The organism is Bradyrhizobium acaciae (assembly GCF_020889785.1).
GTDB classification, from domain to species: Bacteria; Pseudomonadota; Alphaproteobacteria; order Rhizobiales; family Xanthobacteraceae; genus Bradyrhizobium; species Bradyrhizobium acaciae.
The window spans coordinates 1-12,905 of sequence record NZ_JACMYK010000073.1; the positions used below are offsets into that span (position 1 = coordinate 1).

13 protein-coding genes and 1 pseudogene are annotated in these 12,905 nt (G+C 64.3%); 6 read left to right on the top strand and 8 right to left on the bottom strand.

Annotation, left to right across the window (positions count from 1 at the left end; all coding sequences use genetic code 11):
* From H8A92_RS24550 to H8A92_RS24570, 5 genes are all read left to right on the top strand, one after another.
* Nucleotides 1-894: murein hydrolase activator EnvC family protein (locus H8A92_RS24550; RefSeq protein WP_229198154.1), on the top strand; the 894-nt coding region annotated here is incomplete at its 5' end.
* Nucleotides 891-2,276: a S41 family peptidase gene (locus H8A92_RS24555; RefSeq protein ID WP_229198155.1), complete on the top strand. Its 1,386-nt coding sequence runs from the start codon at nucleotides 891-893 to the stop codon at nucleotides 2,274-2,276. The genes H8A92_RS24550 and H8A92_RS24555, both read left to right, overlap by 4 nt.
* A 151-nt stretch (nucleotides 2,277-2,427) precedes the next feature.
* Nucleotides 2,428-3,639: a divergent polysaccharide deacetylase family protein gene (locus H8A92_RS24560; protein WP_229198156.1), complete on the top strand. Its 1,212-nt coding sequence runs from the start codon at nucleotides 2,428-2,430 to the stop codon at nucleotides 3,637-3,639.
* An 80-nt stretch (nucleotides 3,640-3,719) separates the two neighbouring features.
* On the top strand, nucleotides 3,720-4,223 hold the full coding sequence (locus H8A92_RS24565; protein ID WP_229183078.1) for an RNA pyrophosphohydrolase: 504 nt from the start codon (nucleotides 3,720-3,722) through the stop codon (nucleotides 4,221-4,223).
* Between the two features lie 25 nt (nucleotides 4,224-4,248).
* Complete coding sequence (locus H8A92_RS24570; protein WP_229198157.1) at nucleotides 4,249-4,749, top strand: RNA pyrophosphohydrolase; 501 nt, start codon at nucleotides 4,249-4,251, stop codon at nucleotides 4,747-4,749.
* An 82-nt stretch (nucleotides 4,750-4,831) separates the two neighbouring features.
* Here H8A92_RS24570 and H8A92_RS24575 read toward each other — a convergent pair whose 3' ends face one another.
* From H8A92_RS24575 to H8A92_RS24605, 8 genes and pseudogenes are all read right to left on the bottom strand, one after another.
* Nucleotides 4,832-5,830, bottom strand: a complete 999-nt coding sequence (locus tag H8A92_RS24575) for a helix-turn-helix transcriptional regulator (protein WP_229198174.1) — start codon at nucleotides 5,828-5,830, stop codon at nucleotides 4,832-4,834.
* 124 nt (nucleotides 5,831-5,954) lie between these two features.
* Complete coding sequence (locus tag H8A92_RS24580; protein ID WP_229198158.1) at nucleotides 5,955-6,233, bottom strand: hypothetical protein; 279 nt, start codon at nucleotides 6,231-6,233, stop codon at nucleotides 5,955-5,957.
* A pseudogene (locus H8A92_RS41200) lies at nucleotides 6,230-6,479 on the bottom strand (nucleotidyl cyclase domain-containing protein); the annotation flags it as partial. The pseudogene H8A92_RS41200 and the gene H8A92_RS24580, both read right to left, overlap by 4 nt.
* A gap of 206 nt (nucleotides 6,480-6,685) precedes the next feature.
* Nucleotides 6,686-7,093, bottom strand: coding sequence for a F0F1 ATP synthase subunit epsilon (locus tag H8A92_RS24585; protein WP_229198159.1), 408 nt, complete (start codon nucleotides 7,091-7,093; stop codon nucleotides 6,686-6,688).
* Nucleotides 7,094-7,209: 116 nt separating this feature from the next.
* Complete coding sequence (gene atpD, locus H8A92_RS24590) at nucleotides 7,210-8,652, bottom strand: F0F1 ATP synthase subunit beta (RefSeq protein WP_163150765.1); 1,443 nt, start codon at nucleotides 8,650-8,652, stop codon at nucleotides 7,210-7,212.
* Between the two features lie 26 nt (nucleotides 8,653-8,678).
* Nucleotides 8,679-9,557 (bottom strand): F0F1 ATP synthase subunit gamma, encoded by an 879-nt coding sequence (locus tag H8A92_RS24595; RefSeq protein ID WP_229198160.1) that lies wholly within the window; start codon nucleotides 9,555-9,557, stop codon nucleotides 8,679-8,681.
* Nucleotides 9,558-9,648: 91 nt separating this feature from the next.
* Entirely contained in the window at nucleotides 9,649-11,178 is a 1,530-nt protein-coding gene (gene atpA, locus H8A92_RS24600) for a F0F1 ATP synthase subunit alpha (protein WP_050400871.1), read from the bottom strand.
* Nucleotides 11,178-11,738, bottom strand: a complete 561-nt coding sequence (locus tag H8A92_RS24605) for a F0F1 ATP synthase subunit delta (RefSeq protein ID WP_229198161.1) — start codon at nucleotides 11,736-11,738, stop codon at nucleotides 11,178-11,180. The genes atpA and H8A92_RS24605 overlap by 1 nt, the downstream gene beginning before the upstream one ends.
* Before the next feature lie 630 nt (nucleotides 11,739-12,368).
* On the opposite strand from H8A92_RS24605, the gene H8A92_RS24610 reads away from it, so the two are divergent.
* Nucleotides 12,369-12,854 carry a septal ring lytic transglycosylase RlpA family protein gene (locus tag H8A92_RS24610; RefSeq protein WP_229198162.1) on the top strand — a complete coding sequence of 162 codons (486 nt, stop codon included), beginning with the start codon at nucleotides 12,369-12,371 and terminating at the stop codon, nucleotides 12,852-12,854.
* Nucleotides 12,855-12,905: the final 51 nt, after the last annotated feature.

The following is a 12,905-nucleotide window of genomic DNA, read 5'->3' on the forward strand; positions in this document are numbered from 1 at the left end:
CTGCTGGTGCGGCCCGAGGACGCGCTGCAATCGCTGCGCACCGCGATGCTGCTCGGCGCCGTGGTGCCGGAGTTGCGCGTCCGCGCCGAGAAGCTTGCGGCCGATCTCGGCGAGCTGGTCGCGCTGCGCAAGACCATCTCGACCGAGCGCGATGCGATGGCGGCCGATCGTGACAAGCTGAGGGAAGACCAGACCCGCCTTGCGGCGCTGGTCGACGAGCGGCAGCGGCAGCAGAGCACGGCCGAGAAGGACATGGAGGCCGAAGGCGCCCGCGCCATTGCGCTGTCCAAGCAGGCCGCCGATCTGCAGGGCCTGATCGCCAAGATGGAGCAGGACCTCAAGAGCGCGGCCAAGGCGGCCGCCACGGCCAGCCTCCAGGGGGCCCCGGCGACGGTTAACGGCAAGCCGAATCTGGGCGCCTTGAAGGACCCGGCCCGCATGAGCCCGGCGGTCGCCTTCGCCTCGGCCAAAGGCCTGTTCTCCTATCCCGTAAACGGCACCAAGATTCGCGAATTCGGCGGTTCCGACGGCGCGGGGGGCGTACAAAAAGGCATTTCTTTGGCAGCCAAGCCCGGCGCCCAGGTCACAACCCCGTGTGACGGCTGGGTTGTTTACGCTGGTCCTTTCCGCAGCTATGGACAACTCTTGATCCTCAATGCCGGGGGCGGGTATCATGTCCTGATCGCCGGGATGGAGCGAATTTCGGTAAACATCGGCCAGTTTGTACTTACGGGGGAGCCGGTCGCGACCATGGGGTCGACATCCCAAGTCGCATCCATTCTTGCGACCAATGCGAGCCAGCCAGTGCTCTATGTCGAGTTCCGGAAAGACGGCACTCCAATCGATCCAGGTCCATGGTGGGCCGCAAATGAAGGCGAAAAGGTTCGCGGATGATGCGCAAGACTTCGGTAATTCTCCTTAGCGCCGCCACCGGCGCGGCCCTGACGCTTTTCGTCACGCAGCCCCGCGCTGTGCTGATGGGATCGAGCGCGCGTGCCGCGACGTCGGACACCTACCGCCAGCTCAACCTTTTCGGCGACGTGTTCGAGCGCGTGCGCAGCGACTATGTCGAGAAGCCCGATGACAGCAAGCTGGTCGAATCCGCAATCTCCGGCATGCTGTCCGGCCTCGACCCGCACTCGAGCTACATGGATGCCAAGAGCTTCCGCGACATGCAGGTGCAGACCCGCGGCGAGTTCGGCGGCCTCGGCATCGAAGTCACGATGGAAGACGGGCTGATCAAGGTCGTCTCGCCGATCGACGACACCCCGGCCTCGAAGGCTGGCATCATGGCCAACGACATCATCACCAACCTCGACGACGAGGCCGTGCAGGGCCTGACGCTGAACCAGGCCGTCGAGAAGATGCGCGGTCCGGTCAACACCAAGATCAAGCTCAAGATCATCCGCAAGGGCCAGGACAATCCGATCGACGTCACGCTGGTGCGCGACAACATCCGCGTCCGCTCGGTGCGAGCGCGGGTCGAGGCCGACGACATCGCCTATATCCGCATCACCACCTTCAACGAGCAGACCACTGAAGGCCTGAAGAAGGAGGTCGCGAACCTGCAGAGCCAGATCGGCGACAAGCTGAAGGGCTACATCATCGACCTCCGCAACAACCCCGGCGGCCTGCTTGAAGAAGCGGTCACCGTGTCCGACTCCTTCCTGGAGCGTGGCGAGATCGTCTCGACCCGCGGCCGCAACGCCGAGGAAACCCAGCGCCGCGCCGCCCATCCGGGCGACCTGACCAAGGGCAAGCCGGTCATCGTGCTGATCAACGGCGGCTCGGCGTCGGCTTCCGAAATCGTCGCCGGCGCGCTGCAGGACCACAAGCGTGCGACGCTAGTCGGCACCCGTTCGTTCGGCAAGGGTTCGGTTCAGACCATCATCCCGCTCGGCTCGGGCAACGGCGCACTGCGCCTGACCACCGCGCGCTATTACACGCCGTCGGGCAAGTCGATCCAGGCCAAGGGTATCGTGCCCGATATCGAGGTGCTGCAGGACGTGCCGGAAGAGCTGAAGGCGCGCACCGACACCAAGGGCGAAGCCTCGCTGCGCGGCCATCTGAAGAACGATGGCGACGAGAAGACCGGCTCGCAGTCCTACGTCCCGCCGGACGCCAAGGACGACAAGGCGCTGAAGATGGCCGACGACCTGCTGCATGGCATCAAGTCGACCTCGAACGCCACGCCGGCACCGGCCACCCCGTCCGGTGACAAGGCGCCCGGCGACAAGGCCGCCGTCGACAAGCCGGCCAACAAGTCCGCGAACTAAATCCAATCCAATCGATTCGGCGAAAGGGCGGCCCTCGGGTCGCCCTTTCTGTTTTCGGATGTCCACCCGTAACCGGGCTTTGACGGAGAGCGCGGCGCGCGGGAATGCACTGCATCGTGCTATCGTTCGCGCTGTTGATTCGGGGAGGGTCATGGCAGAAGCGGCCGACGAACTGAGCACGCCGCTTGGGCAGAACACTGCGGGCAGGACGCGCCGTTTCCGCCTGCCGTTCACGGCGATGCAGGCGCTCGCCGTGCTGCTCGGCCTCGTGCTGGTCGGCTTCGCCGGCATCGCCCTGTTCAACGACAATCCGCTCGGCGGCGAGCCGATGGCCCGCGTCACGCTGCGCAATCCCCCGCCCGCAGCCACCGACGACAAGCACGCCCCGGCCGGCCAGACGGCCGAGCCGGCGGTCAAATCCGTCGCCAAGGCGCCGGCCGCAGCCAGCGACGCCAAAACCGTCACCATCATCGACGGCTCCAGCGGCAAGCGCCAGGACGTCGTGATCGGCGCCGGCGATCCCGCTGAGAAGGCGGATGGCGATTCGCCACCGGTCGCGATGACCGGGATCGACCCGCGCCTCCTGGAAAAATCGCGCTACGGCATGATCCCCGTGGTTGCCGATGGCCTGAAGCCGTTCACCGTCTATGCCGCCGAGGCCGACCGCGCCAAGGCCGCCCGGATGCCGGTGGTCGCCATCGTGGTCGCCGGCCTCGGCGTCGGCGCCGCCAAGACCACCGACGCCATCATGAAGCTGCCGCCGGCCGTAACGCTGGCCTTCACGCCCTATGGCGCCGACCCCGGCAAGCTTGCGGAACGCGCCCGGACGCAGCGCCACGAGATCCTGCTGCAGATCCCGATGGAGCCGTTCGACTATCCCGATAACGACCCGGGCCCGCAGACGCTGCTGACCACATTGAGCAGCGAGCAGAATCTCGACCGCCTCTACTGGCACCTGAGCCGCCTGCAGGGCTATGCCGGGATCGCCAACTTCATGGGCGCCCGCTTCGTCGCGACCGATCCGGTGATGCAGCCCATCGTGCGCGAAGCGGCCAAGCGCGGCCTGAGCTTTTTCGACGACGGTTCCACCCCGCGCAGCGTCGCGCAGACGCTCTCGGCGGGCCAGTCACTGCCGTTCGCCAAAGCCGATTTCGCCATCGACGCGGTGCCGACGTCGGCGGAAATCGACCGTGCGTTGGTCAAGCTGGAAACCATCGCCAAGGAACGTGGCACCGCCGTGGGTGTCGCCTCGGCGCTGCCGGTCTCGATCGAGCGGCTCGGCGCCTGGCTCAAGACCCTGGACTCCAAGGGCATTATGCTTGTGCCATTGACAACGGCGATGCTGAAATCAAAATCGGGCTAGAGATCAATCTGTTGGTGCAGTCCGAGACCTTGCCGGGGGGCCGGGTCCGGCGGCGCCGGGAACTGCGAGGTAGCGGCAGCATGGCACGTTATGAAGACCTGCCCTATCGAACCTGCGTCGGCATCATGCTGCTGAATGCAGCCGGACTGGTCTTCATCGGCCGCCGCGCGGGCGGCATCGAGCATGTCGACGATGCGCATGTCTGGCAGATGCCGCAAGGCGGCGTCGATCCCGGCGAGGATACGTTTCAGGCCGCGCGGCGCGAGCTCTACGAAGAAACCAGCATCAAGTCGGTGGAGAAGCTCGGCGAGGTCTCGGACTGGCTGATCTACGATATCCCGCGCACTGTCGCCGGCCGGGCCTGGAAGGGACGCTATCGCGGCCAGCGGCAGAAATGGTTCGCGTTGCGCTTCACCGGCGACGAGAACGAGATCAACGTCGCCAACCCCGGCGGCGGCCACAAGGCCGAATTCATCACCTGGCGCTGGGAGCCGATGAAGAATCTGCCGGAGCTGATTGTGCCGTTCAAGCGGCCGGTCTATGAGCGCGTCGTGAAGGAATTCGCCGGTCTGGCGGCCAAATAGACCCACACGACGCGCAGCTATCGAGATGTCATCAGATAAGCCCTATCGCCCCAATGTGGGCATCGCGCTGTTCAACGGCGACGGACGCGTGCTGATCGGTCACCGGATCAAGGACGACGGTCCGGAGATCGTGTTGCCCGGCCTCGAATGGCAGATGCCGCAGGGCGGCATCGATGCGGGCGAGGATCCGCGGCAGGCCGTGATGCGCGAATTGTGGGAAGAGACCGGAGCCGTCAACGCCGACTATCTCGGCGAGACCGACTGGATGACTTACGAATTCCCTGCCTATGACGGACCGGCGTCGCACCGGCTGGCCAAATTCCGCGGCCAGCGCCAGAAATGGTTTGCGCTGCGCTTCACCGGACGCGACGAGGAGATCGACCCGTTGACGCCGCGCAACGGCCAGCCCGCCGAGTTCGATCAATGGCGCTGGGAGCGCCTCGATCGCGTCGCCGATCTCGTGGTGCCGTTCCGCCGCGACGTCTATCGCGCGGTGGCGGCCCGGTTCGCGGAATTCGCCGGCTGATCCGGCGCATGATCCGGAAAAGTGTGTAGCGGTTTTCCATCGCGACAAACGCGAATGCGTTTGCGCGGAAAGCATGCTCGAACTAAAGAGCCAGGGCTGGATGACGATTCCAAGAAACGTCATCCCGATCTGGCGGCGGAATGCGCCGCGCATCGCCCGGCGTCATGCCGTAGGTCGCGCGGAAGACGCGATAGAAGGTCGCGATGCTGTCGAAGCCGCACGCAAACGCGATCTCGTCGATGCCGCGTTCCTGCGCAGCGTAGAGAAGCCGCCTCGCCTCCTGCAACCTCGTCGCCGTCAGTGTCCGCGCGAACGACAGGCCGGTCGGCTCGAACAGCGCATGCAATTGCCGCAGCGAAATGCCGAGCTCGGTGGCGACCGCGGCCGGCGTGAGCGAGGCGCGATGCAGATCGCGCCGCAGGATTTCGTGCGCAGCATGGAGATAGCCCGCATGCAGCGCGGCACGGATCTCATCCAGGCGCGGCCGCAGGCGTCCGCGCGCAAGCAGCGCCAGCCGCACCATATGCGTAACCTCGCCGGGAAACTGACCGGCTTGCGCCGGATCGCGTGTCATGGAGCGGAACATGGCGCCGACAAGGCGCGTCACGCGCGCATCACGCGCCAGCATGACCGGCGGGACGTCCTCGATCCGCGCCCCAAGCACGAGGTCGCTGGTGACGGGAATCTTGAGGCTGAAGAAGTGGAAGCCATCGGTCCGGTCGGGCGTTGACGCAAACGGAAGATTGGAGTGGCCGAACACCAGATCCCCGTTGCCCACCCACTGGACGCGGTCGCGGCCGATATTCATGTGGCCTGGGCCGCGCACTTGCCAAGCGAGATGCAGGCTGTTGCTCGGGACGCGGGCGATGTCGGACGAGGTCCGGCTGACACGGTAGGAGGACGCCGACATTTCCGCCAGCATGGCATCGCCGACCGGTGTCGCGGAAAAGCGCCCGCGGAAATCGGGCCGCCTGTCGCGCTCGAGCTCGATGGTGACCCCGAACAGGCTTTTGCCGCGCACGTCGCACCAATGCTCAAATCGGTCCTGCGGGCGGAGAGCCTCGGTGGAGAAAGTCAGCACAGCATCGTGTCCGTCATGTCGGTGGTAAATCGCGATGCGACCAGGTCGATTCGTCATCGCGCCGCAGCTTGTCATCTGTGCACGATCCACGCTGTAAGCTGCTTCACATTCTCCGGATCGCTCTTTAGTTCGGGCCGACCGTGAACGGACCGATCGCGATGACATGACAATCGCTGTCGCGCCTGGCGCAGTCACCGAGCGCAGCATTGACGGCGCTCTGCTCGTTCTCCGCCTTCAATCCCAATCCCGGCCGACCCTGCGTGCCGACTGCGACCGCATTCCAGCCTGCCGTCGCGTCGGCGAGCTTTCGTGCGACGTCGCTGCGCTCGCCCGGCGTGATGACCGAGCTGTCCGCCGCCTTGAAGAAGCCGGTCACGCGCAACGTGGCCGGAACCGGCACCACGAAGACGTCCGCGTGCGCAGGCTTTCCTGGATGTCGATCGCGCAACGCACGGCTTCGACGGCGCTGGGGAATTCCGCAAGCACCGCGTCGCCCGCGGTGTTGAAGATGCGGCCACCGCCCTTTGCAATGAAGTCGTCGGTGACCTGCCGCTAGGAGGCGAGCCGCCGCAGCGTCCTCATCCTCGGCAACCAATCGACTATAGCCTGCAATATCGGCCGCAAAGATCGCTGCGATCTTGCGCTTCATGAGTGCCAGCCCCGGAACCCAGAAAATATGCCGAGAGAATGCCGCCAGACGCTCGCAGGCGCAACAAGCATTCAGCGCCCGCAAGGTGCGGCGGGCGTTGAATCGTTCAAGCCTTTGCAGGCGATGACTGGAAAAGTGTGAGCGATTTCAGAAAGGCGGCCGGCTCACTCGACGCAAAGGCGCGATCGCTGGTCAGCAACCGCGCCCTAGTGCATGGCCGTCGAGTTGAGCTCGTGCTGGATGCTCTTGAAGTGATCGAGCCGCTCGATCGCGTGGTCGAGTTCGGTGCCCTCGTGCTCCGCGAGCTTTTCCTGCATCTCGGCGATGGTCTCGGCAAACTTCGCACGATCGAGATCCGCGATCGCGGTCGCGACGTCGGCGAGCACGGTGAGGCCCTTGTCCGACACCTCGGCAAGACCGCCGAGCACGATCACCTTTTCACGCTTGCCGGCGGTCGTGATCGTCAGGATACCCGGACGAACCGTGGCGACGACCGGAGCGTGTCCGGCGAGCACACCGAAATCACCCTCCACACCGGGAACGTCAACCTGATCGACCTCGCCGGAGAAGGCGAGCTTTTCGGGAGAGACGAGATCGAAGTGGAAGGTGGCCATGGTCTTTCCGTTCTTTGCGCTGTCACCCGCGGGCTCGGCCCGCGGGTCCATCAGTCAAAATACTTCTGGTGCGATGGATCGCCGGATCAGGTCCGGCGATGACGACATCCCAAAGCTTAAGCCGCTTCGGCGGCGAGCTTCTTGCCCTTCTCGACGGCTTCTTCGATGGTGCCGACCATGTAGAACGCCGCTTCCGGCAGATGGTCGTACTTGCCCTGGCAGAGATCGCGGAAGCCCTTGATGGTGTCGGCGAGGTCGACGAACTTGCCCGGCGAACCGGTGAAGATTTCGGCGACGTGGAACGGCTGCGACAGGAAGCGCTCGACCTTGCGGGCGCGGGCGACCGTCAGCTTGTCCTCTTCCGACAGTTCGTCCATGCCGAGAATGGCGATGATGTCCTGCAGCGACTTGTAGCGCTGAAGGATCTGCTGGACGAGACGCGCGGTGTTGTAGTGCTCTTCACCGACGACCAGCGCCGAGAGCATGCGCGAGGTCGAGTCGAGCGGGTCCACCGCCGGATAGATGCCCTTTTCCGAGATCGCGCGCGACAGCACCGTGGTGGCGTCCAAGTGCGCGAACGAGGTGGCGGGCGCCGGGTCGGTCAAGTCGTCGGCCGGCACGTAGATCGCCTGCACCGAGGTGATCGAGCCCTTCTGGGTGGTGGTGATGCGCTCCTGCAGCGCGCCCATGTCGGTCGCGAGCGTCGGCTGATAACCCACGGCCGAAGGAATACGGCCGAGCAGCGCCGACACTTCCGAACCCGCCTGGGTGAAGCGGAAGATGTTGTCGACGAAGAACAGCACGTCCTGGCCCTGGTCGCGGAAGTGCTCGGCGACGGTCAGGCCGGTCAGACCGACGCGGGCGCGGGCGCCCGGCGGTTCGTTCATCTGGCCGAACACCAGTGCGCACTTCGACTTCACGCTCGGATCCGGATTGTGCGGATCGGCGTTGACCTTGGATTCGATGAACTCGTGATAGAGGTCGTTGCCTTCACGGGTACGCTCGCCGACGCCGGCGAACACCGAGTAACCGCCGTGCGCCTTCGCGACGTTGTTGATCAGCTCCTGAATCAGCACGGTCTTGCCGACGCCGGCGCCGCCGAACAGGCCGATCTTGCCGCCCTTCGCGTACGGAGCAAGAAGGTCGACGACCTTGATGCCGGTGACGAGGATTTCGGCTTCGGTCGACTGATCGGTATAGCTCGGCGCTTCCTGGTGGATGGCGCGCAGGCCTTCGGACTTGATCGGACCGGCTTCGTCGATCGGCTCGCCGATGACGTTGATGATGCGGCCGAGCGTGCCTTCGCCGACCGGCACCCGGATCGGTTCGCCGGTGTCGGTCACTTCCTGGCCGCGCACCAGACCTTCGGTGATGTCCATCGCGATGGTGCGGACGGTCGATTCACCGAGATGCTGCGCGACTTCGAGCACCAGGCGGTTACCGCCGTTCTTGGTCTCGAGCGCATTCAGAATCGCCGGAAGATGGCCTTCGAACTGCACGTCGACCACGGCGCCCGTGACCTGGGTAACGCGACCGATCTGGTTGGCTGCTGTAGCCATGGACTGTTCTCCTTCGAAAATCTGCCTTAGACCGCCTCAGCGCCGGAGATGATCTCGATCAGCTCCTTCGTGATCTGGGCCTGACGGGTTCGGTTGTAAATCAGGGTTTGCTTGCGAATCATCTCGCCGGCATTGCGGGTCGCGCTGTCCATCGCGCTCATCTGCGCGCCATAGAACGAGGCGTTGTTCTCAAGCAGTGCGCGGAAGACCTGCACCGCGAGGTTGCGCGGCAGCAGGGTGCCGAGGATCTGGTCCTCTTCCGGCTCATATTCATAAGACGTGGCAGGAGCCGTGCCCGCGGCGGGCGCGGCGACCTCGAGCGGGATGATCTGCTGCGCGGTCGGGATCTGTGCGATCACCGACTGGAAGCGCGAATAGAACAGCGTGCAGACATCGAACTCGCCGGCTTCGAACCGCGCCAGCACCTTGTTGGCAATGTCCTCGGCGTTGACGAAGCCGATCTGCCGCACCGAGCGCAGGTCGAGATGCTCGACGATCCGCTTCTCGAACGTCCGCCGCAGCTGCTCGTAGCCCTTGCGGCCGACGCAGAAGAATTTGACTTCCTTGCCCTGTGCGAGCAGCGTGTTCGCCCGCTCGCGCGCCAGGCGCACGATGGCGGAGTTGAAAGCGCCGGACAGGCCACGCTCGCCGGTGCAGACCAGCAGCAGGTGGACCTGGTCGCTGCCGGTGCCCGCGAGCAGCGCCGGCGCGCCGGGCGAGCCATTGGCTGCGGCGGCGATGTTGGAAATCACCGCGTCCATCTTGGTGGCATACGGCCGCGCCGCTTCGGCGGCGTTCTGCGCGCGGCGCAGCTTGGAGGCTGCGACCATCTGCATGGCCTTGGTGATCTTCTGCGTCGCCTTGGTCGAGGCGATGCGGACCCGCATGTCTTTTAGTGACGCCATTCTTCGTTCACCCCGGCGATCCGACCACAATGGTCAGATCGCAAGCCTCTGTTCGTCACGCCCGGCAGCGAGCCGGGCGACGCCCCATTCGTTATGCAAACGTCTTGGCGAAGCCGTCGACCGCCGCCTTCAGCTTGGCGGCGCTGTCGTCGGACAGATCGCGGCTGTCGCGAATCGCGTTCAGGATTTCGACGTGCTTGCCGCGCAGCAGCGACAACAAGCCATCCTCGAAAGCCTTCACCTTGTTGAGCGGAAGCGCATCGAGATAGCCGTTGGTGCCGGCCCAGATCACGCAGACCTGCTCTTCCATCTTCAGCGGCGAGAACTGCGGCTGCTTCAGGAGCTCGGTCAGGCGCGAACCGCGGTTGAGCAGGCGCTGGGTCGAAGCGTCGAGGTCGGAGCCGAACTGCGCGAACGCCGCCATTTCGCGGTACTGCGCGAGCTCGCCCTTGATCTTGCCGGCGACCTTCTTGGTCGCCTTGGTCTGCGCCGACGAACCGACGCGCGAGACCGACAGACCGACGTTCACAGCGGGACGGATGCCCTGGAAGAACAGATCGGTTTCCAGGAAGATCTGACCGTCGGTGATCGAAATCACGTTGGTCGGGATGTAGGCCGACACGTCGTTGGCCTGGGTTTCGATGACCGGCAGCGCCGTCAGCGAGCCCAAACCATGGTCCTTGCCGAGCTTGGCGGCGCGCTCGAGCAGGCGGGAATGCAGATAGAACACGTCGCCCGGGTAGGCTTCGCGGCCCGGCGGGCGGCGCAGCAGCAGCGACATCTGGCGATAGGCGACGGCCTGCTTGGACAGATCGTCATAGATGATCACGGCGTGCATGCCGTTGTCGCGGAAGTATTCGCCCATCGTGCAGCCGGTGAACGGCGCGATGTACTGCATCGGCGCCGGATCGGACGCGGTGGCCGCAACGACGATCGAGTATTCCAGCGCGCCCTGCTCTTCGAGCACCTTGACGAACTGCGCAACCGTGGAGCGCTTCTGGCCGACCGCGACGTAGACGCAATACAGCTTCTGGCTCTCGTCCGGCTGGGCGTTGAGCGGCTTCTGGTTCAGGATGGTGTCGAGCGCGATCGCGGTCTTGCCGGTCTGACGGTCGCCGATGATCAGCTCGCGCTGGCCGCGGCCGATCGGGATCAGCGCATCTATCGCCTTGAGGCCGGTGGCCATCGGCTCGTTCACCGACTTGCGCGGAATGATGCCGGGCGCCTTGACGTCGACGCGCTTGCGTTCGGTGGCCTGGATCGGGCCCTTGCCGTCGATCGGGTTACCCAGCGCGTCGACGACGCGGCCGAGCAGGCCCTTGCCGACCGGCGCGTCCACGATGGCGCGGGTGCGCTTGACGGTCTGGCCTTCCTTGATCTCGCGGTCGGCGCCGAAAATCACGATACCGACGTTGTCGGTTTCGAGGTTGAGCGCCATGCCGCGCGTGCCGTTCTCGAACTCGACCATCTCACCGGCCTGGACGTTGTCGAGACCGTAGACGCGGGCGATACCGTCACCGACCGACAGCACCTGGCCAACTTCGGTGACCTCGGCTTCCTGGCCGAAATTCTTGATCTGGTCCTTGAGGATCGCAGAAATTTCTGCGGCGCGGATGTCCATCAGCCTGCCTCTTTCATCGCGTTCTTGATCGAATTGAGTTTGGTGCGAAGCGAACTATCCACCATACGGCTGCCGAGCTTGACCACCAGGCCACCAATAATGGAGGGATCGACCTTCACGTTGAGCGCGACGTCCTTGCCCGTCACTGACTTCAGTGCGGTCTTCAGGGCGTCGAGATTCTTGTCACTGAGCTGCTCGGCGACGGTGACTTCCGCAGTCGCCTCGCCCTTGAACTTCGCCACCAGCGCGCGATAGGCGCGGATCACATCGGCAATTGCGAACAGCCGGCGATTGGCGGTAAGCACCTTGAGGAATTTGGCCGACGTGCCGGAGATACCGGCCTTGTCGAGCACCACGGTCAGCGCCTTCAGCTGGGCATCCGCGGAAAACACCGGGCTGCGCACGAGGCGCTTGAGATCGGCGCTGTCATTGAGCATGGCATCGAACTTGTCGAGGTCGGCCCTGACTTGATCGACGGATTGCTCGTCGCGCGCCAACTCGAACAGGGCCGTTGCGTAACGACCGGACACTCCCGAAACGGACGGATCTTCAGCAGCCACGAGCTCGCTCTTTTTTGCTGTCAAACTCGCAAGGGAAAAACCGTCGCCACCAAAGCAGCGCCTAGCGATCCAAGCCCTTGGAATTCAAGCGGGACTTCGATTTTCGACCGGCACAGGACGTGCCGGGATCGTTAAAATCGCGGCTTTGCTAACATAGCCATCGCGCAGGTGCAACATGACGGCATCGTGAGAGCCGCCTTGTCGCACGTGGTTTTTGGCGCTCGTGGCCGGCGCTCGAATCATGAAATTCGGCGCACGGAAATTCAGCGCGACGGGCACCGATTCGCACCGTCGCGATTTTGTTCCATCGAAATTTGCATGGGCCTATGGCCGAGCGCGCAAGGAACCCGAGGCGCACGGTCGTTTCATTTGGCGATTACTTACTTAAAACTTACCGCCGCTCGATTAATCAGTATTCGAAAGTATTAATATCGTTAAAAATCAGTTAACGAACAAGGTTTCGGAACCTAGCTTGAATACCCCAAGGCGGTAACAAGATATTTCAGCCCGAGACAATCGGGATTTACTGCCCAATTCGTGCCTCATTGCGAAACCAAACGGCCTTGGTCAACGAAGGGACGGGGGTTCCACTTGCTGCGTTAGCGGCAATACTGTCTGAGGGTCTTATCAATGCTGAATATCAAGAAGGCGACACTGGGCAATGTCACCCGGTCGCGTACGGCGCTTGCGTTTGTCGCCGCAACTATCCTGGTCGGGGGCAGCGTGACCGAGGCGTCCGCGAAGTCCAGGCATCATCGTCACCACCATCATCACGCCCGCGCCGAAGGTTCGTCCTGGCGCGACGCCAACGCATCGATCCAGCCGTCCGGCGGCCACACGTTCTCGGGGATGGCCTCGTTCTACGGCAATGAGTCGGGCAGCCGCACCGCTTCCGGCCAGCGCTTCAACCAGAACGCCATGACCGCGGCCCACCGCTCGCTGCCGTTCGGTACCAGGGTCCGCGTCACCCATGGCGGCCGCAGCGTCGTCGTCACCATCAACGATCGTGGCCCGTTCATCCGCGGCCGCGTGCTCGACCTCTCCACTGGCGCAGCCCGCGCCATCGGCCTGACCGGTGCCGGCGTCGGCCGCGTTACTGCCGAGGTCGTTTCCTAAGCTCTTCAGTAAGCGTTGCGTTGCGTAACGGCCGCGAGGCCTGCCTCGCGC